Annotated in this window: 25 protein-coding genes; all 25 read right to left on the bottom strand. The window is 52.6% G+C overall.

Annotated elements, in window-relative coordinates:
• Positions 1-409, bottom strand: a 409-nt coding sequence (locus ACJHXA_RS22415) for a phage minor tail protein L (RefSeq protein ID WP_283512368.1), incomplete at its 3' end; no start/stop codon positions are given.
• Positions 409-738, bottom strand: coding sequence for a phage tail protein (locus tag ACJHXA_RS22410; protein ID WP_000847345.1), 330 nt, complete (start codon positions 736-738; stop codon positions 409-411). The genes ACJHXA_RS22410 and ACJHXA_RS22415, both read right to left, overlap by 1 nt.
• The gene (locus ACJHXA_RS22405) at positions 735-3,809 is read right to left on the bottom strand and encodes a phage tail tape measure protein (protein WP_283512367.1); all 3,075 of its coding nucleotides are present in this window, start codon (positions 3,807-3,809) and stop codon (positions 735-737) included. Before ACJHXA_RS22405 ends, ACJHXA_RS22410 begins: the two co-directional genes overlap by 4 nt.
• Entirely contained in the window at positions 3,781-4,110 is a 330-nt protein-coding gene (locus ACJHXA_RS22400) for a phage tail assembly protein T (protein ID WP_001161009.1), read from the bottom strand. The genes ACJHXA_RS22405 and ACJHXA_RS22400 overlap by 29 nt, the downstream gene beginning before the upstream one ends.
• Before the next feature lie 8 nt (positions 4,111-4,118).
• Positions 4,119-4,505, bottom strand: a complete 387-nt coding sequence (gene gpG, locus ACJHXA_RS22395; RefSeq protein WP_001297778.1) for a phage tail assembly chaperone G — start codon at positions 4,503-4,505, stop codon at positions 4,119-4,121.
• Between the two features lie 60 nt (positions 4,506-4,565).
• Positions 4,566-5,309, bottom strand: coding sequence for a phage tail tube protein (locus ACJHXA_RS22390; protein ID WP_196080919.1), 744 nt, complete (start codon positions 5,307-5,309; stop codon positions 4,566-4,568).
• Between the two features lie 11 nt (positions 5,310-5,320).
• Positions 5,321-5,722, bottom strand: coding sequence for a phage minor tail U family protein (locus tag ACJHXA_RS22385; RefSeq protein WP_001079418.1), 402 nt, complete (start codon positions 5,720-5,722; stop codon positions 5,321-5,323).
• Positions 5,719-6,309, bottom strand: a complete 591-nt coding sequence (locus ACJHXA_RS22380) for a phage tail protein (RefSeq protein ID WP_000677114.1) — start codon at positions 6,307-6,309, stop codon at positions 5,719-5,721. The genes ACJHXA_RS22385 and ACJHXA_RS22380 overlap by 4 nt, the downstream gene beginning before the upstream one ends.
• 11 nt (positions 6,310-6,320) lie before the next feature.
• Positions 6,321-6,596, bottom strand: coding sequence for a DNA breaking-rejoining protein (locus ACJHXA_RS22375; protein ID WP_001283153.1), 276 nt, complete (start codon positions 6,594-6,596; stop codon positions 6,321-6,323).
• Complete coding sequence (locus tag ACJHXA_RS22370) at positions 6,589-6,912, bottom strand: DUF2190 family protein (RefSeq protein WP_001097045.1); 324 nt, start codon at positions 6,910-6,912, stop codon at positions 6,589-6,591. Before ACJHXA_RS22370 ends, ACJHXA_RS22375 begins: the two co-directional genes overlap by 8 nt.
• A gap of 86 nt (positions 6,913-6,998) precedes the next feature.
• The gene (locus ACJHXA_RS22365; protein ID WP_001546838.1) at positions 6,999-9,026 is read right to left on the bottom strand and encodes a ClpP-like prohead protease/major capsid protein fusion protein; all 2,028 of its coding nucleotides are present in this window, start codon (positions 9,024-9,026) and stop codon (positions 6,999-7,001) included.
• Complete coding sequence (locus ACJHXA_RS22360) at positions 9,004-10,479, bottom strand: phage portal protein (protein ID WP_001459763.1); 1,476 nt, start codon at positions 10,477-10,479, stop codon at positions 9,004-9,006. Before ACJHXA_RS22360 ends, ACJHXA_RS22365 begins: the two co-directional genes overlap by 23 nt.
• The gene (locus tag ACJHXA_RS22355; RefSeq protein ID WP_001072975.1) at positions 10,479-10,691 is read right to left on the bottom strand and encodes a hypothetical protein; all 213 of its coding nucleotides are present in this window, start codon (positions 10,689-10,691) and stop codon (positions 10,479-10,481) included. The genes ACJHXA_RS22360 and ACJHXA_RS22355 overlap by 1 nt, the downstream gene beginning before the upstream one ends.
• Positions 10,688-12,787 (bottom strand): phage terminase large subunit family protein, encoded by a 2,100-nt coding sequence (locus tag ACJHXA_RS22350; RefSeq protein WP_000507030.1) that lies wholly within the window; start codon positions 12,785-12,787, stop codon positions 10,688-10,690. Before ACJHXA_RS22350 ends, ACJHXA_RS22355 begins: the two co-directional genes overlap by 4 nt.
• Positions 12,788-12,795: 8 nt before the next feature.
• Positions 12,796-13,323, bottom strand: a complete 528-nt coding sequence (locus tag ACJHXA_RS22345; RefSeq protein WP_001389340.1) for a DUF1441 family protein — start codon at positions 13,321-13,323, stop codon at positions 12,796-12,798.
• A 685-nt stretch (positions 13,324-14,008) separates the two neighbouring features.
• Complete coding sequence (locus tag ACJHXA_RS22340) at positions 14,009-14,161, bottom strand: hypothetical protein (protein WP_001139675.1); 153 nt, start codon at positions 14,159-14,161, stop codon at positions 14,009-14,011.
• The gene (locus ACJHXA_RS22335) at positions 14,149-14,616 is read right to left on the bottom strand and encodes a lysis protein (protein WP_001341210.1); all 468 of its coding nucleotides are present in this window, start codon (positions 14,614-14,616) and stop codon (positions 14,149-14,151) included. The genes ACJHXA_RS22340 and ACJHXA_RS22335 overlap by 13 nt, the downstream gene beginning before the upstream one ends.
• Positions 14,613-15,110 carry a lysozyme RrrD gene (rrrD, locus tag ACJHXA_RS22330; protein WP_001135250.1) on the bottom strand — a complete coding sequence of 166 codons (498 nt, stop codon included), beginning with the start codon at positions 15,108-15,110 and terminating at the stop codon, positions 14,613-14,615. The genes ACJHXA_RS22335 and rrrD overlap by 4 nt, the downstream gene beginning before the upstream one ends.
• Positions 15,110-15,325, bottom strand: a complete 216-nt coding sequence (essD, locus tag ACJHXA_RS22325) for a phage lysis protein EssD (protein ID WP_000839596.1) — start codon at positions 15,323-15,325, stop codon at positions 15,110-15,112. The genes rrrD and essD overlap by 1 nt, the downstream gene beginning before the upstream one ends.
• A 67-nt stretch (positions 15,326-15,392) precedes the next feature.
• Complete coding sequence (locus tag ACJHXA_RS22320) at positions 15,393-16,445, bottom strand: DNA-methyltransferase (RefSeq protein ID WP_000799656.1); 1,053 nt, start codon at positions 16,443-16,445, stop codon at positions 15,393-15,395.
• 150 nt (positions 16,446-16,595) lie between these two features.
• Entirely contained in the window at positions 16,596-16,799 is a 204-nt protein-coding gene (locus tag ACJHXA_RS22315) for a hypothetical protein (protein WP_000917724.1), read from the bottom strand.
• Positions 16,800-17,052: 253 nt separating this feature from the next.
• Positions 17,053-17,805: an antitermination protein gene (locus tag ACJHXA_RS22310; protein WP_283512366.1), complete on the bottom strand. Its 753-nt coding sequence runs from the start codon at positions 17,803-17,805 to the stop codon at positions 17,053-17,055.
• 13 nt (positions 17,806-17,818) lie between these two features.
• Entirely contained in the window at positions 17,819-18,808 is a 990-nt protein-coding gene (locus ACJHXA_RS22305) for a DUF968 domain-containing protein (protein WP_024185670.1), read from the bottom strand.
• 7 nt (positions 18,809-18,815) lie between these two features.
• Positions 18,816-19,625 (bottom strand): KilA-N domain-containing protein, encoded by an 810-nt coding sequence (locus ACJHXA_RS22300; RefSeq protein ID WP_001061445.1) that lies wholly within the window; start codon positions 19,623-19,625, stop codon positions 18,816-18,818.
• Positions 19,626-19,644: 19 nt separating this feature from the next.
• Positions 19,645-19,892: RusA family crossover junction endodeoxyribonuclease (locus ACJHXA_RS22295; protein ID WP_129774194.1), on the bottom strand; the 248-nt coding region annotated here is incomplete at its 5' end.

The following is a 19,892-nucleotide window of genomic DNA, read 5'->3' as shown; positions in this document are numbered from 1 at the left end:
TGCGCCAGCGGCTGATCACCTCCTGCTCCGGATCGGCGTCACTGTTTCCGTTGACGAAGTTCACCGCATCCAGAAAACGGGCGTAAACCTTACGCCTGACCACCGTTCCGCCGACCAGACTCTGCAGATCTTCCGCCATCCCGGTGACCATACCGTACAGGTTAGAAACCGTCAGTGTGGGGCGCGTACTGGTGCCTTTGCCATTCAGTTCAAAACCACTCCCCTGAATGGGATACGGCTGATACTGTCGCCCCTGCCAGGTGACCGGCTCACCTTTTTCGTTCTGCTCATTACAGAAAAAAAAACGTTCTCCACCGACCTCTGTCAGGTCGATTTCCCAGAGCACCACGCTGGCCGACTGCTCCGCACGGGTGCATTCATTCAGTGTTTCCTGCCGGATATCCTGCATCAGTTCACCACCTGTTCAAACTCTGCGCTGAACTCAACACGCAGCATACTGACCCGCGACGACCATTTTGCGCAGGTCACCTTTATCTGCCGCCACTCATAAGGCGGCGTCCACAGAAAGGCTTTCCAGCCCCCGTGCTCTTCCAGAAACGACTCCAGTACCGTGGCCTCCTCACGGGGGACAGAAAGCGTCACGCTGTACGTTTTCAGGTTGGCATTCAGCCCGGCAGGCGCTCGCTGGGAATAGCCATCACCAAAGCGCACCTTTCTTACAGAAGGGGCCGAAGCCACATCCATACCGGGTTTCACTTTCCAGCGGAAGGTTTTCATCGTCCACCTCCGGAGAACAGACCACCATCACGGGACTGCTGTTGCATAAAGTCCGCTGCTGCTTTTTTCCCGAGGTCATAAACCACCTTCAGGGCAGCCGGGCCTATCTGCCCGTTCGTGCCATCGTTATTGATCTCGATGTTGTACTGCGGGGCAAACATCGCCATACCTGAACCACCAATATCCGCCACAACCCCCAGCTTACCGTCAGCACCACGACGCAGAGGCAGAATGGCTTCAGGCCCAGCTTCCCCCATCACACCTGCACCTTTTGCAAAAGCAAAAAACGTCGGACGGTTAACCACCGTGCCACTGTAGCGACTCAAATCAGCAGACTGATAAACACCACCATCAGCATTGGGCGTCACACTGGCAGTTGCTGCACTCCCCCAGCCAAACGCCGAACCAATCCCCTTAACTGCCTGCATCATGGACATCTGAGCCATGATTTTTGCCAGATCAGAAAGGAGCGAGGCGGTAAAAGATTTGAAGTTCAGTTTTCCGGTAGTACAGAACGTTGCCAGTGCATTACCTGCACTGTTAAATGCCGCTGTAAGCATCTGCTCAGCAGTGCCTGCCGCATTATCCGCATCTGCCGTGAAATTCTGAAACGCCCGCATAGCACCGTTTTTCCAGTTACCCTGAGCAATTTCAAGCTGTTGCCAATAACGGCGATTCTCATTCAGTTGTCGGTTCAGGCTCTCCGTCAGCGCCTGCTCGGCCTTTCTGTAGTCATCCGTGTTATATGTCCCTTTCTGCTCACTATCCCGCCTCAACTGCTCCAGCTGTTGCTGGTATTTCTGGCGAAGACTCAGTTGTACCTGATATCGCTGCCTCTGCTGATCACCCATACCCACTGTGGCGATATCCAGGTCATGTTGCTGACGCTGAGCGCGCTCTTCTTCAGCCAGTTGACTGGTCAGCTGAATTGTTTTTTTCTTCAGCTCGTTGAGTGCCGTCTGTTTCTGAAGCTCCTGCTGTTTTACATCCAGCAGCGTCAGTGCCTGAATCAGTTCATCTTTACGGGCCAGCACACTCTTTTCATCTGCCGTCAGTTTTTTCCCGTCCAGGTCGCTGATGCGCTGCTGCAGAGCCAGAAGCTGTTTATGCGCTTCTGTCATCCTTTCCGTGGCAATGCCTGCTGACTGTCTGGCAGCAGCAATCTGTCCTTCCACCTGTGCCTGTTGCTGACTGTACTGCAGCAATAACCGGGTGGCCTCATCATTACGGGTTTCGCGTGTTTTTTTCTTACCGGATGCCAGGGCTTTCTCGTAACGTTCATTTTCACGTTGTATCGCCGCATCCCTGACAGCCTGATCGGCGTACTGCATGGCATTAATACGCGCAATTTCACGCTGATGTCGTGCTGCTTCCGTTTCATTCATCCGGTTCAGTGCAGCATTTTCAGCATTACGGCGTTTCTGTTGCTCCTGATAATTCCGCTCTGCCTGCTCTTTTGCATCCTGCAAATCCTTCTGGCGTTTTTTCTCCTGAAGATCGTTAAGACGCTGCTGATCGTATTCAACCTGAGAAGATGATGCCGTCCAGGGGAGTCTTTTCGCCCGCGACACTTTCTCCTGTAAAGCGGCAATCTGTTCATCCAGCGAGTCTTCACGACCAATATTCATGGCCGCATCCCAGAAACGACTCCATAAATCAGACAGATACTTCAGCGTACTGCCCAGCGCATTGAGGTTATTATCAATATCCGCAGTACGCCGACCGGTTTCCTCTGCCAGTGCAGACATGGCTATCCGTGCAGCATCACTGGACCGTCCCTGTTCCCCAAGGACGCGTATCTGCTCAAGCTGAGTGGCAGTAAGAAAATGCAGCTCATTGTCCAGAGCCTTCGCGGCATTTACAGGATCATCCTTCAGCCGCTTAAACTGATTTATGGTATCGCTGACCGACTGGCCAACCGATCGCTCCATCTGTGCGGCAGCTCTCGCCACCATACCGATATCGTTTCCACGAAATGCACCACTCCCCACCACCTGAGCCAGCGCACCGGCTGCAGCATGTTGCGTGATACCATTCCCGGAAATAGCACGACTGAGCGTCCACAGCTGCCCGGCAGTGACTCCGGCATAATGCCCCGTCAGCGACAACTGGCGGTTAAATTCTTCCCCCTCCTTCTGACCGTCATACCAGGCTTTACCCAGACCATAGACGGCCGCGGCAATACCGCCAATAACCCCGCCCAGCATCATGCCTTTCGGTGACATCAGTGTGTCTATCCATCCGGCACGGTTAGCCAGCGTTATCCCGGATCCCCTCAGCGCCCCTAAATTGCCGCGAGCCAGTTCACCTATCAGAACGCCTATCTCCTGGCGGGCCGCTGCACTTTTCAGACCCAGCGAATGCGTGGCTTTTCCTGCCTGCTCCATTTTGCGGATATACACTTCTGCAGCACTGCTTACCCCCAGCTGGGCAGCCTTGGCACGAAGCAACTCAGAAGAAGAAAGATTCTGGCGGGTTGCCTGCTCTTTAAGCTGACGGATAAACGCCACTTTCTGTCGGGTAGCCTCTTCCTCAGCCTGTGTAAGAACACGGGTTTTCGCCGTAACCTCAGCAATCAGCGCCAGATAATCCTGCTGACCAATCCCGCCACTGTTTCTGGCCTGTCGGATCTGCTGCTGAATACGCTGTAATTCCTGCAGCCCCGCACTGGCCTGTTTCACACTGTCAATCTGACGATAAAACGCAGCAGCCGCTTTATCCTGAGCCTCCGCCAGAGCCATGGCCTGCGCCTGTTCATCGCGCATTTTCTGGCTCAGCGCCTCCATGCGCTGGCGGGTTTTCTCCACCTCGCGGGCCATGCGTTCATGAGCCTGTGCGTTCTTCTCCACCGTCTGCGCATGGACGGAGGCGGCTGTTGCAGCCGAAGAAGCCGCCTGCGTTGTCTGCCGGGCGGCCTGAGTCTGACGCTCCATAAAACGCTGCATACGGGCAGAAGACCGTTCTGCATCGCTGGCGGCACCATTCAGAAGGTTTTTGATACGGGGAATTTCATTTTTAAACTCTGCCGCATCAATCCCCAAATCAATGACCAGGTTGGCTATCTGGTCCATAACGCACACCTCCGGAAATACCTTCCCCAAGATGCATCAGTTCTTCGTCCGTTCGCTCCGGTATCCCGTTCTCTTCCGGTAAAAGGCTGAAATCAGCCACCGCTGCATCACTGCTACCGGACACCATTCTCACGATCAATGCCTTCAGCGAGGCAAACTGCGCATCCATCCACACATCACTGAAGCTCTGCATCCGGAAATAATCGCCCCACTCACCAAGCTCAGTGGCCGACATTTCCGACAGCATCCGCCGCCAGTCTGCCCGCCGGAACTCCCGGGCAAGCCGCATGACAAACTGCATTTCCCGCGTCAGGACTTTTCCGGCGTCAGCACCTCATGCTCCAAATCCCCGGCATTCTCAATGACTCCCATACCGCTCAGCGACAGAACCATCTCCGCCCCCGCTCCCAGGGCATCATACGACCATGTTGTAATAACGGATGCGCAAAGCGTCTCAACATCCTGAGACTGTTCCGCATTCCACAGTGAGCGGGAAACCAGCCAGGCATTGATATCCATCCCCATCCGCAGAAAAGCAATCTGTCGTTCAGCCTCCGGCAGTTCTCCCTCTTCGGCATCAAACTTTGCCGTTCGCTGCTGAACAAACGCCAGATATTCAATTCTCTGCAGCCCGGACAGCTCACTGAGCACCACGGACTGCTTTTCATAATTAAACGTGCCCTGTTTCAGAAACATCATGTTCTCCACCTGCAAAAAAGCCCCGGATAACCGGGGCAAATGATGAGTATCGTCCTGTTAACCTGCGGCGCTGACAGCCACCGCAGCCACTGCCACAAAATCGCCGTCAGAAGTCATGCCCACAATGCTGACACTGCCCTGCTTCACGCCTTTCACCGTGGCCACAAGCCCGTTCAGGGTCACCGTGGCAGTCTGTGGATCTGTCGAATGCACACTGATCGCTTTGTCACTGGCTCCGTCAGGTTTTACTGTAAAGGTCAGCGTGGTGGTTGCTCCCACTTTTACACTGGCAGATACCGGTGCCACCGTCAGCCCGGTAACGCTCACTGTTTCAGTGCCTTCCTCTGCCAGATACGGACGCCCCACACCGCTGATTTTCACTGTGCGGGTCATCACGTCTTTTGAGGCAATGGTTTTACCCAGTGAGCTCAGCCAGCCACGGAAAACATCAACAGTGCCGTTGGGATATTTGATACGAAACGCGCAGACTTCACCGGAGTCGAACAACTGAACCAGTTTTTTCTGCCCGCTGTCACCCGGACGCCAGGCCAGCGTCGCCGAAGTATCACCAACGGATTTCTGCCCCTGGGTTGTCGTTTTCCAGTCTGCATCTTCATCATCGAGATAAGTGTCATCTTCTGCATCAGCGGTCATTTCGCCAGGTTGCAGATCCTTCACCATCGCAAGACGCAGCCAGTCAGTGTCCGATAAAGGGTTCGCAAACGCATCGCCCTTGCCGGTGTACATCCAGAACGTCGTTCCCGCACCTTTCGTTTTTGCCAGTGGATTTGGTGTGGTCATTGCCACCTCCTTTAATTCGTGTACGTGATCTGGTACGTGATTTCCGCCATCGCCCAGGTGGCCATCTCATTATCACGTTGATAGTTAAAACCGAGAGGGATCAGGGTGTCGATGAGTCCGGAAAGTGCCGGTATATCATTCAGGGCCGGGAAAATGGTGCTCTCCATCCACATATCCAGCTCTGAATCCGGTGCCTGTGCCCGGATGAAGACAGCAATATGCAGAACAGCCTGCCAGTCATCTTCATCCGTCATTTTTCCGGTGTACTGAGCATCACTCAGCCACACCGCCACGGCAGGCAGTTCCTGCGCATCAACAAATGCCGGAAGCCCGTCAAAAAACGTGGCGCTGTCTCCACACTGTTCCCGAAGGCGTGCCAGTACGACCTGGCGGATTTGTGTATGTCGATTCATCGGGTCAGCCATAACCTCAGTTGTTGTTTCAGTGCATACCCCAGCTGTTTCGGCATTTCCGCAGCAATGATGCGGTCGCGGGCATCTTCAAATGCCTGTGTCAGCGGTCCGGACAGCGGGATTTTCACTACCTCCACAGGAAGACGATTTTTTCTTGGCCTGCCCTGATGGTCATGCCCTGTTGCAAAACGCGCTTCAGGAAGACGCCTCAGAACATGCCAGCGGCCATTCGCCAGTTGCTGAATAAATGCCCCCCGGAAAAAGTATTTTCCCACTCTCAATCCTTCACCAGCACGCCGCCGTGTTGTGTTCAGTTTGATGGCGGGCAGATTGCCCCGGTTAACGCGGATCCTGGCCGTCATTTTTCCTGACGGACTGGCTTTAAACACCCGGACACGCTGACGTACCAGTTTCAGGGGGATCCCTTTCACCTGGTTATCTCCCGCAACGGTATTCCCGGCAACCTGCCGGGTGGCAACCGAGACCGCTTTCTGTGCCACACGGTTTATCGCCCATGCGCTGGCCTGTGGCACCATACGGGTATCAAGGCTGTTCAGATTGCGGATAGCATTCTCAAGCCCCTTCATCCCACACCTCTTTACTCAATAAAGATCATTGGCTTACCGTTAAAGCGTTCATGCCGTGTGACCGTCCATTGTTGTCCGTCATAAACAACGCGATCCCCGCGCCGTGGGCGGTATCCCGAAGAAAACACCACCAGAGAGACCGCAGGTCCGGACAGAGCATTCAGCTCTGCCAGTGTTTCTCCCGGGATCACAGTCATATCGACATCATTAATCGAGGCTGTCTTTCCCATCTTTCTGACCGTGATCGCATCCATACGCGCTGCCAGCCGGGAAAAGGGATCAGACATTGAGTTTTACCGGCACTTCTTCTGCACTGGTTCCGGCATCTGCCCAGACAACCCCGACCAGCGGATCAGAGCCGCTGTTAGTCAACTGAACTTTTCCGGACTTCAGATAAACCTTCTTACCCGTTTTCATGTCATCCGTTTTCAGCTTAGGCAGCATAAACACACCTTCGGTCAGGCCGTCGCCTGTTTCACCCTGTGGAATATCGGTCAGCGCTACCGCAAAAACATCACCCACCTGCACCAGATCTCCGCTGCTGATGGCTGCACTGGCAACAATCGCCACCGTTTTTCCTTCTTCTACAAAATTCTTTGCCATAACTGTCTCCGCACAGCCCCGTTCAGGGGCTGATTTCAGGTACAAAAAAAGCCCTTACGGGCCATCAGAGTTGTTGTCTGCGACGTTTACGCCGTACATTTCACCAGACCGCGGTGATCAACTGGCGCGACACCGGCGTCAATACGCACTTTCGTTGTCACGCCATCCACACTGAAGCCCTCCATCTGATCAATATATGGCGTATCCACACCGTTGAGATAAGCCACTTCAATCGTATCGGAGCCTTTGGACGCAGCCAGGTAGAAGGTGGTCTGGCTGTTATCATCAAGACGAGGCTCTGCAATAACGGTCGCAAAATCTTTCACCGGGTTAATAATACCGGCGTTAATGTCAGCCCCCTTGACACTTGAGGAGCGAATGACCTGGTTAGCAACAGACTCCATCGCCGTCGGTACCAGTACGAACGCAGGACGAATATTCAGATGACGCTCACCCTCTTTCTGAACGCGCATCAACTGGCGGGCTTTATCCAGCGATGCCACGTCCATTGCCGCGCTCTCCAGTACGTTTGCATGTTTCGCTTTATCGAACAGACTTACATTATCTGTGGAGATTTTCGGGTTAGACGTCAGAATGGCATAAACCAGATCGGCAATAGTGGATTTCGCCGCACGGCCCAGCTTCATCGGGACATCGGTCAGCATATTCAGATCATCATTGATAATGGCCTGACGGGTGATACTGAACAGCTCGCCATAGGTCGCCAGTGCAATAGTGGCCTGTTTATCTCCGGTGGTGACGTATTTATATTCTGCCCCTTCACGCACCTGACGCAGAGCACTGAAGCCCCCCATACCCACACGATGGGCAATTTTAAAATCAGACAACTGACCTTTCCGCGTCCACTGTTCATAGGTTTCAGGGGCATCTTCCCAGCCCTGCAGAATGGCTTTGTTCGCAACATCCAGCAGAATATTACCGAAGTCAGACGTACTGTGTGTGAACGCCGCACCGACCATCTGCATCGGGTTATAACTGGAAACACCAATACCCCGTTCAGTCAGTGACATACGGGCATATTCACGCAGGGTCATCCCGTTGTAGACATTATCACGTTCAGTTTTTTCAAACCCGGCGCGCGCCATCAGCGCCTGGCGGATCCCGTCCCCCACAAAATTACCGTTACCGGCATAAATATGAGCCGGGGTATTTTTATTGGATGGAGTGGATTCGCGCCCCATCTCGTTCAACAGCTTTTCGCGGGCCTGCTCCAGCGAACATTCAGGATCGGCAAGACACTGAGCCTGCAGCGTCTGATAACGCCCGCCAAACATGGCAAACAGATCATTAATACCGTTTACACGCGCTTTTTGCTCTGCCAGTACCTGCGCACGGATACTGTTTTCATCCACCACGGGTGCTGCTGCCTGCACTGGCGTCCGGGAGGCTGCAGGTTCATCATCCTGTACGCGTGGAGCACTGTTGCGTGGCGGAGTAATCATGTTTCGAATGGATTCCGGCATCTTTTTAAATTCCTCTGTACGTTTTGACTGAATACATGCCATTGCCTTAACGGCTGGCGTCACCTGATCAGCAAATCCATGTGCCAGACATTCGGCACCGGACATCCAGGTCTCATCCGCCAGCATGGCAGCAATTTCATCGGTGGTTTTCCCGGTTTTCTGTGCATAAGCGGGTAACAGAACCGCCTCAACTTTATCGAGCAGGTCGGCATAGGTGCGCATGTCCTCCGCATCACCGCCCGTAAAGCCAAATGGTTTATGAATCATCATGAAGGTGTTTTCCGGCATAATGACCGGGTTTCCCACCATCGCAATGACCGACGCCATTGATGCCGCCACACCGTCGACATAAACGGTAATGGACGCACCATGTGTTTTCAGCGCATTAAAAATGGCGATGCCTTCAAAGACATCGCCACCCGGTGAATTGATATGGAGATTAATGTGGGTGATATCGCCCAGTGCATTCAGATCACTGATAAACTGCTTCGCCGTAACACCCCAGAAACCAATCTCGTCATAAATATAAATATCCGCGTCACTCTGGTGACCAGCCTGCATCCTGAACCAGGAATTATTCTTCGGACTGGTCGTCGGTGTACTGCGGCTACTGTCGTTTCGTTGCGGCACTGCTGCCTCCTTTATCACTGGCCGGATCGGTATCAAATACCAGGTCCAGCTTGCGGTTTTCATCAATTTCGGCCTTGCGCCGACGTTTGACATCATCCGGATTACGACCACCTGCACGTACCCAGTCTGATTCTGTCGCCGCTCCACCACGAATCTGGATTTTCCAGGCCTCAGCCTCCTTAACAGGGTCAATCCACGGCATCACCGGTCCGGAATACACCGCGGTATACAGTGAAGAACGGTCAAGATCGCGGGGTAGCCTGATAACACCGGATGCCACAGCCTGTTTCAGCCAGGCACGATACATCGGGCGGGTGACGGCACCAATAAACCAGTCCTGCAGGATCAGGTAGCCATCAGTGGATTCAACCAGCTCCTGACGCTGGGCGCTGTAAGTGCCGTTATAGTTGCGCGCTGTACTGGAAAAACTCAGACGACTGCCCGCCGCCACGGCACGCAACTGAGCATTACGAAAAGTTTCAAGGTTAGGATTTGGGCGATCCGACTTCACCATTCCGATTTCTTCGCCGGGTTTCAGATCGTCGTAAATAATGCCTGGCTGAATGGTAAGCTCGCGTTCATTCTCCTTGCTGTCATTACCATCCGTTTCATAGCTCTGTCCGTCGCCTTTCCGGATGTACATCCCCAGAGCAGCGGCGACCCTTGCTGCAGTCAGCTCAGAATCTTCATACTCTTTCAGGGCGCTGAGGCGGATCAGCACACCGGACAATAAAGACGTCCCGCGCATCTGGTGCAGACGGCGAACAAATTTAAGATGCAGCATTCGCTCTGCATCCACTTCTTTGGTTTCCATCTGCCGTCCGGATACAGGACGACTTTTATACACCAGATATTTTTCGGGACGCCCCCAGTCATCAACAAACACGCCCTGATTCAGCCTGTTGCTCTCATCACTGGTCATGGGAATAAAGTCCGGCTCGAGCGCCTCCAGCCAGAAATGAACACCGGCAGAAGGCGTCAGGCTGTTTATGCGCCCGGAAACCATCTGGGCAAACACCTCACCATCGCGCAGCCAGGTACGCAGCATCAGACGTTCCAGCATCGGACGGGTAAACTGCCCGGTGACCTCCGGACTGACAGACCATTCACTCCATCGGGTACGTATCTCCGCAGCCAGGTCACGGGCAATGGCCCCATTGCGTAATACCGGATGTGGCTCGACAATAATCCCGTTTTTCCCCACCACCCGTTCTTCCAGCTTGTCAAATACACCAATGACCAGATCGTGGTTGTTATCAAGGTAACGGGCCTGCTCACGTAACGACACGGCCCCGTACTGGCTTAACTGGTCGGCAGTTCGGTTCTCCCGTCGGGCTTTGTGTGTCCGCGTCGTTTTTACGGCCTCATAAGCCTGGATCACCGCACGGGAACGCAGCCTTGCCGCTTTCCATCCTGGTGAAAAAACGCCAATCACATCATCAAGAATTGCCATCAGAACCTCGCCAGCCGGTACCCGGGATGCCCACGTCGTCGTGTAATCAGAGCCGCAAGGCGGCGCTCCCACTCCTGCCGACCCTGCCGGATCTCAGATAAGTTTTCCATGGTCATCTGCTGACCATTAAAAGTGACGGATTTTCCGTCCAGCACCGCCATTTCAGCTTCCGTATAACGCTGAATCATGGCTTCAATATCATTCTGATTCATAACCATCCTCCGGAAGTCAGCCAGGGGTTAACATCGTCAGTTACTGTTTTCTTCCGTTTTTGTTTTTTAACAGGCGTGGATACCGGTTCCGGTGAGGGTGACGGTTCGGTACTGTCCGGGACACACTCCAGCCAGGTTTCCCGGCTCGCCCACTCCGGTGCATCCGGCCAGCGGATCTTTTCGTATCCATGCAGAATGACCAGAGCCTCGGCATACACCATCAGGTCAAAAGCTTCGTTGGCACCGCGACCCGGCTTACTCCATTTCCCGTCACTGCTCCGCTCTTCATACGTCAGTTCGTCGTAAAACCAGCTCCCCAGCCAGTCAGGGAAATGCACATAGCCGGGACCTGGCGAGTCACGCCATAACGCGTTATTCACCCGGTCTTTCAGGGCATCCGTCTGAAGAAGCCAGAGCGGCACATCACCTGCGGCCTGCGCCCGTCGGCCCGTTCGTCCGGTGTTATCAGGGAATGTACGGCTGATCAGTTTTGCGCGCCGGATGCTGTCGCCCTTAAACAGGTAAATACGTTTACCAAGGCCATCACGACGGCAACGACGCCAGAATTTATAGGCATTATCAGTGACCCCGTCTTCACCGCCGGAGTCCACCGCCATTGCCATAAGTCGCATTTGTTGAGAAGGATCGGAGGCCAGCGGCCAGCTTTTATGAAAAACATCTGTCAGCAGGACATCCCAGTCTTCCGGATAGCTGGCCGGATCAATTCGCTGGCTCTCCCCGTCGCAGTCACTGCGCAATGACTGCGTGATGTTGTAACGATCAATAATCCAGCGTTCGCCACGACTGCCATAGCCTGTTACCTGAACCACAAAACGGCGATGACGTCCCGCCTGCACATCCACTGTCGCCACAAGGAAATTAACGCCATCCGGCACACTGCGGGAAGGAACTGGCTCTGCCCGCTGCTCAAGCAGTTCACTTTTTCGTTGCTCCATGCTGGCACGAGGAAGATAAGGCAATCCCCAGTCGGTGTTGATAACCGCCCTGAGTGTTTCTTCGCTTCCTGTCGCTTCATACTCCTGTTCTGCAGTCAGTAATTTGTAAACCAGTTGCGCCCAGGTCTGATACGCAGCAGCTGGCCCTTCCATCCAGAAACTGGCGATACGGGAGCGGCGCGGTTCACCGGAAACGTTGCCGTTACGATCAATGACCTGACCTTCACGCAACCAGACTCCTGCACTATTGAGCTCACGCTTTTTCTCCGCAGTGATAATGCCGCTGCAGTGCGGGCAAAGTAGATACGCCGCCTCACTGGCTTTAAAGGGATCCGGTTCATTACGGTAGCCGGTCATGGCATCCATGGCTGGCTGAAAATATTCACCGCAGTGCGGACATGGCCAGTACCAGCGGCGGCGGTCACCACGATTGTAAAGGGAAAGAATACCAGTCGTCGGTGGCGCTTCATGAGGCGACTTACGTCGCCATTTGCTGTCGCAGATGTCACGTCCCGGCGAGCTCTCCACCAGAGTCATCCCGGCGGACATAAATGTGGTGGTACGTTTTGAGGCCAGGGAGAAACCATCACCCTCGCTGTCGATATTCTCCGGAAAACGGTCGTAATCGGTTAAGGCGACAAACCGGTAATCCGACGACGACATAATGTTGACCGAGGGCCAACCAATTTTAAGGAACGAGCCATCCCTGAACGTCTTATCATGAACATTATTGTCGTTACGACGTGGACTCATTCTTTTCTTTACCGCCGCACTGCTTCTGAACGTTCTGTCGAGGCGCTTTTTAGAATGCTCGCGGGCCTTATCTTCGGTCATCTGCACAACGAGCATGTCCGAAGGATCGCAAACGATGGTATAGACAATCCATCCATCGATCAGACCAATGGTCTTCCCTGTTCGCGCAGGACCAACAAAAATCACCGCATCGTATTCACGCGATGCCAGGCAGTTCATGGGCTCAATGATGTAGGGTGTCAGTTCAGGATCCCATGGCACCGAGTTACCAGCCCCCTTGGGAACACGCATGAATTTTTTAACAGCCTCCGAAATCGGCATGCGACGTGGTGGGGAAAATCCTGCCGATATGTCCCTTCCCAAATTTCGGGCTGATGAAAAACCCATTATTCCTCCTAGAGACTCTCTCCTTCCTCATCAGGAATTAATTCAGCAGCACAAGCCTCGTAGGATTTTTCCTGAAGAGTGTATCGCAGGTCATCAATGGCCTGCTGTACAACGCCGACGGCCTGAGGAGTCAGGGCGCAATCGCGTTCAAGAACATCCGGAATTGTCTCCAGAACCTGGACGACAGCCTTTCTCATGGACGAATAGACGATGACTACTTCATCAACGGGGATGAGTTTTCGCTGCTCCTTTTCCAGCTTGATCCTTTCATTTTCAGACTGGTACCAATCCTTTCTCTCTTTCGGCTCCATACGGGATGGATCATGAACAGAGTCTGCTGCCTCATGCTTCACACTAAACAGGGCAGGCCCGACATGCTGCAGGGCGTAAACGGGGTTCCCCCTGACAGTCGCTGCCACAGGAGTGTTGGCCGCGAGGAGCCGTTTTTTTACTGTGTCCCGGTGAAGCCCAAAGGCCTCGGCGATTTTAAAAACACTCCAGTAATAAGCATCACCGATCCCGCTCACATTTGACATAAGCAACTCCATCTGGCAGGTGAAAATCAGGTTTATTTATATATTTCAATTAATTGCAAACTGGTCTAATGACAGGGAGAAAAAAATATTGTACAGGTGAAAAGAGAAATAACTTTTAATTATCAATAAATTACCTAACATGCTGCCGCCGCCATGGAAATGCAAAAACTAGCCTTTTTCCGCGACGCTCCCGCCCCGTGGCAGGCCACCCCACCGGGAGGACCCGTCAGCCTGACAGCTCTGACGAATGTCTGATACAACGCCTTGCATGAATGGCATCGGGATAATCCAGAAAGGCATAGCATCGTGCCCACAAGAATCTGTGTAAGTGTCCTGTTTCTTCCCCCCCCGCACAGGACTGGCGAGCATGAGGGACAAACCCGCGAACCATAAACGCGGTAAAAACCCGGTGTGCATCGTTTTTGATTATTCCCGCACACTCGCGCAGAAGGAGTTCCCCGTCGGGCTACGGTCTCTGTTAATACGGGAATACGGAGACGATACAGCGCATGATGTGTCAGGCTTGAATACCTTTATCCGTTAAAAGGGATATCAGTTAAGCTATCCCGTGTAGGGTATAAGCCATTATCAAAGCCACTCTGTAGGGAGTGGCTTTTGTAATGGCAATAAAAAGCCCCGCGAATGCGAGGCTAAATCCTGGTATTTGTAATGACTGGCTCTTATCTCAACGCAGCCCCTTACCGCGCGCAAGATGCTCAATATCAAGCATCAGCAATGAGATGTTTAATCTGGATTCACTCCAGAAGTGATCACCATCCTGTCTACAGAGCCAGATGTGAAGGATGATGAGTAAAATTATCGCTATCATCGAAGGCATTGCGTCCTGATGTATTCCTGAAGCGTTCTCAGTGCTGTTTGGTCGCGGATAATCCCGTCCCGGATACCGAGAACGTTTCGTCCAGCAACTGGAGAGAGTTCGACGGTGGCATCATTGCCCATGCCGGAGGCGCTGGAGGTTTCGGCTGAGGATGGCACAGGGCATTTTCCTTTGACGAACACCCGACCACCATTATCAAGCTTGCGCCGAAGAGCATCATTTTCAGCTTTCGCATCAGCTAACTCCTTCGTGTATTTAGCATCGAGTGCATCAGCAGAACGCTGGCGCTGCTGCATGTCAGTAATGGTGGCGGTCGCCTGCTTCAGCTCACTGACTTTTTTATCTCGCTGTTCTTTGTAGGCGATGGCGTTATCACGGTAATGATTGACCGCCCACGACAGGCAGACGATGATGCAGATAACCAGAGCGGAGATAATCGCGGTTACTCTGCTCATTGTTGCCCCCACAAACAGACTTCACGCTCAATCTCACGACGAGTCATCAGGCCTTTCCATTGCTTACCGCCAGCGTATATCCAGCGACGTAGCTGGTCACATGCGCCTTTGATATCGCCCTGGTTTATTTTGCGAAGAAGCGTCGATGTTCTGAAATTGCCAGCACCCACGTTGTAGACGAACGAGTACAGAGCGCCGCGCGTTGTTTCCGGTATATCGACTTTGATGTACGGGTTAATTTGTCTGGCAACCGTGGCAAGGTCTTTATTCAGGAGGGCTTTGCATTCTGCTTCGGTATACGTTTTACCGAGCATGATGTCTTTTCCGGTGTGTCCGTGACATACAGTCCATACGCCAACGATATCTTTGTATGGTATGTAGCTGACACCTTCCAGGCCATCGTCACCACTTGGGCCAGTGATTAACACTGATGCTATAGCAATTGCTCCGCCACCAATAGCAGCAGCAACTGCTTTTCGTAATGATGGAGGCATTATTCACCTCTCGCAGCCTTGCGCTTATCTTCTTTAATCTTGAAATAAAGGTTTGTCAGGTACGTCAGCAGGCCAAATACCAGACTACCCAGCACACCTATTGCCGCCCACTGTGAGGGCGTGACTTTATCGAGCAACTGTAAAAACCAGTACCCGGCACTACCTGCTGAGGTGCCATAGGCGACACCCGTTGTTAACTTATCCATGGATTTCATAACCCCACCTCGCAGATGCGGGTGCTGTGTAATGGAAATAAAAAGGCCACCTGACGTGGCCACCAGATTATTTCCCCACCAGCTCGTTTATCTCTTTCACTGTCTGATTAAACCGCTCTGACTCAAGCTCAACACCTAAGGCCCGACGCCCCAGCGCCATTGCTGCTTTTATTGTGGAACCGGATCCCATAAAAAAATCAGCAACCAGATCACCTGGTCGACTACTGGCATTGATTATTTGCCTGAGCATATCCGCCGGTTTCTCACACGGATGTTTCCCCGGGTAGAACTGAACGGGTTTATGCATCCAGACATCGGTATAAGGCACGGAGACTGATACGGAGAAATAGCGCCGGAGAGATTTAAACTCATCCAGCAATTCAGAATATTTACGATTCAGTGAATCATAAGATGCCACCAGCTGGTGGTGTGGTTGTTCCAGTTGTTGTTCCTGAAACTTCTCTGCCGCTATACGGGAAAACAGTGCCTGTAACTTCCGATAGTCAGCCTCATTCGGCAACTGCCACTGACTGGCACCAAACCAGTGGGAAACCATATTTTTCTTACCTGTGGCTTCGGCAATTTGTTTTGCCGTTATACCCAGTTCGGCACGAGCATCCCTGAAATACGATATCAGCGGTGCCATTATGTGCTGTTTGAGTTCCCTTTCTTTTGCCGCATAGCCGTCACTTTTGCCGCGATATGGCCCCTGGTAATGTTCAGCAAACAGAACGCGCTCTGTGGCAGGAAAATATGCGCGCAGACTTTCTTTATTACACCCATTCCAACGTCCGGACGGCTTCGCCCAGATGATATGGTTAAGCACGTTGAAACGTTCACGCATCATGATCTCAATATCAGATGCCAGGCGATGCCCACAGAACAGGTAAAGGCTTCCGGCAGGTTTTAACACCCGCCAGAACTGGGCCAGACAGTGGTCCAGCCACTTAAGGTAATCTTCGTCCCCTTTCCACTGATTGTCCCAGCCGTTGGGTTTCACCTTGAAGTACGGCGGATCGGTAACAATCAGGTCAATGGAATCATCAGGCAGGGACTGAATAAAATGCAGGCAATCAGCGTTGATTAAATCAACACTGTTTATTTTTACAGTATTTTTCATGGATCAGTAAGCGTAACTCTGGTAGGCTCACTCTGCTTTTGCGCTAAAGCAGTGGGCCGTGGTTCGCTTGTGACCAGTAAGCATGAGCGAATGGCTGGCAGGTGCTACCAACACCCACCAGCCGCCCATTTTCACAGCAGGAAACCGCCATTACTGGCAGCGTCTGAATTTATTCCCGTACCCGCCGTTATCCTTCGCCAGCCCCGCCAGAACTAACTGAGTCAGTATTAACTGGCACCGGGCTTCGCTTACTCCGGTAGTTCTCGTCATCATGCGTGGCGTTACCCACTTGTCAGCAGGTAAGAAATGAAGGACTGCGGCGGCGGTTTCTGTCATATCTTGCTGTTTTAGCATGTCTTTTTCCCTTCTGGTTAACATGACATACCAGTAACTCTTGTCTAAAAAGCCAGCAAGATAAAAAGTCAGTATTCACGACCACCAGCGTGTTTACTGTACTGCACCAAGTTTACAGGTACAAAAAAACCCGCTCAGTGGCGGGTTCTTAAATCTTATCAACGGTAGACATACAAAGCCCATCGTTGTGAAAATCTTATCCATATTTTTTGAAAAACGCAAGCATCATGTCGTCATCTTCGGCGAAAACCATTTATCTTGTCACCTTTCTCAATTGTATCTCTGCATATGCTTCTTCCTGCCAGCACTTTGTAACCAGCTTATCAATGACATCTGCATATCCTTTGTACCACTGATAATCCGTCAGGTCTGGTACCAGCTTCTGGACATGAAGCCGCGCCAGTGTGGTTGGTAAACGGCTAAACCGGTTTCCATTGCAACGCCCACAAACCTTATAAACAGGCGTGCCATGAAGCCGGGTTCTTTTTTCATCCAGGACAATACCTTTACCCTTACACCCTCTGCACGCTGTGCTGACTTCTCCCTTACCATGACAATGCTGACACAGTTCCTTCACCCACTCTTCCTTGATAACAGATTCCCCGCTTCTGGAGTGTTTCACCACTTCGCGCAATACATTATGAAATCCAGTACCAGCACAATGCTCACAGCGAGCCTTACTTGCCGCAGACCTGGAATAATCAGCAAAGGCAAAATTCACAAGGTAAGGGATGATCTGTAACCGGGTTTCTTCACTCAATTTGTTCAATGTCGGGTTATCCAGTGCCATCGCGTAATTGAGCAGACCTTCAATCGCAAACTGAGGATCCTGAACACCAACTTTTGCCAGGAATAAGGCAAACCCAAGCGGTGCTTTCGACTGCACCATCCCCTGCGCAGCCATTACATCCGTAATTGTTAAACCACCAGAGCCTGTCGCCGGTGCGTCATCGCTCAATTTTGGAAATTTCGGGGAGTAATATTTCGGTAAGGCTTCAAGGTTCATGCTCGTTCTCCACTTACGCCAGCACGCCAATTGCCAGCGCACGATCGATAAAACGAAATATCAGCTCCAGCTGGGAGCCATACTTCTCTTCAAATGCCACGGTATCCGCATGCAGCTCGTCGTGATGCTTTCTGCACAAAGGCAACACAAAAAGGTCATGCGCTTTTGTTCCCATTCCCCCCTGACCGTGACCTATCAGGTGGTGGGGATCATCAGCGGGCTTTCCACAACATGCACACGGCTGTGTCTTAACCCAGCGCGTGTACTTTTCATTAACCCAGCGGCGACGTTTTGGGCGTAACATAAAAGACTCCGGCGACTCCGGATCCACTTTCAGCGCCAGCACCTTTTTCGCCTTATCCTGGATGATGCTGGTGGCAGGAACCGAAGGCACAAGGTCACTTTCCCGGGAGACAGACGGCACAACAGGCTTCGGTAATCTCAGTGCCTTACGGGCTGCACTTTCCGGTAAGGCATCCGCCAGGTCATTACGAATCAGCCACCAGCACAGTTCCGGCATTGTCACAACGTGACTGTCATCAAAACCGAGATCCCGACGCACAACAGACAACACCCAGCGGGCACAGTTATCCGTTGCCATTGATTCCAGCCGTTCCGTGAACTGATCGCGCAGCTGGTTATCGCAGTGCCAGCACAGACGGATTGCGCCCGGAGCGTGTCGCATTGTGGTCATGTTCTCGCTGTGCCAGTCGGAATGAGGCCACTGGCAGCCTTTTTCACGAAGTAACCAGCTTTCAAGACATTCCACGCCACCAGCACGACGGATCACTGCCTCATTGCGGAACACGGCCCGAACGGCAGGATCATCCGCCAGCGGTTGTGATGCCGCCGGAACTGCACCACTGGCGAAAGATGAATAACGTTCCGGCTCAGGCTCCAGCAGGACACGCCCCTGCATAAACAGGGGCATCAACTCTGAACCTGGCCTGAACAATACGATCCCCATACGCGGGGCAATTTCAGGGGTCAGTAGTGCTCTCACGGTCACCTCAATGAACGGTATCGAGCAGCTTTAACAGCTCAGGGAATCGGGATTCGAAGAAATGCGGCTGCGTCTCGCGCGGATTTGCGGGACTGGTGATATTCTTGCCGAACATGCAGCCTTTCGCTGTCAGCGACCAGAATTTTTTGATGTTGTTAATCGCGGTACGGCTGTATCGTTCGCGCTGCTCGACGATCCCCAGCTTCACCATCTGGTGATATGCCTGATTAGCCGTCAGGCGGATACCATACTGCTTCAGCAGTGCACTCAGTGACAGCGTAGGGCGACTTGAGCCATCGGGTGCATCGGCAGGAGCATCAATTGCATAGCGCGGAGCCAGATTCGGTAAGCCAACAGCCTCCTGGAGTTTCTGACAGGCCCCAAGCACAGATGAGTTAGACAGGTTTAATTCCCGACGCATAAAGTCCAGCAGAATCACACCAGCCTGCATCTTGTCAGCAGCCTGCCCGGATAATTTTTCCGGTGCGCTGGTTACCATATCGAAAGTACGGATCACCTTCAGATGGAATGAAGGGCTGATCCACATTGCATAGGCATACACCAGTTCCTTGCAGACATACGTTCCCCGTTCATTTCCCCCATGAATCACACTCACCGGGTCAACACCCAAATTCTGGGTGTTGGTCAATTCATGAACAAGCTCAACAGTTTGTTGGCTGGAAAGAAACTTTCCTGGCTCCTTGGTTCTGGCATTTGCACCAGATGCTACTGCTGCGCGATGCAGATCGTTCAGGCTGTAACGCCCATAAGCATCACGACGAACTTCAATACCATCAATGACCATCAGATTATTCATACTTCGTTTCTCCTCTTAATCAGGCGGCTGCACCCGCCGGTTTCTCATACTTACTGATAGTGATCTCGACCTTCCCTTTCGGGATAACCGGTCCCCACTCCACCAGCATTCTTTTCACCTGTCTGTCGTCTTCCCACACACCCGCGTGGGTCAGGGCGTCAAACAGCGCCTTGTTATAGTTGTCCAGATCGCGGATCCGGTTATCCGGAGGAAACAACACGATCTCCACTGAAGCAGGTGCCGACGTTGGTTTCGGCAGACGACGTA

The sequence above is a fragment of the Escherichia sp. WS33 genome (genome assembly GCF_046486385.1).
Classification (GTDB): Bacteria; Pseudomonadota; Gammaproteobacteria; order Enterobacterales; family Enterobacteriaceae; genus ECMA0423.
This window is presented reverse-complemented; position numbering and strand designations above follow the sequence as displayed.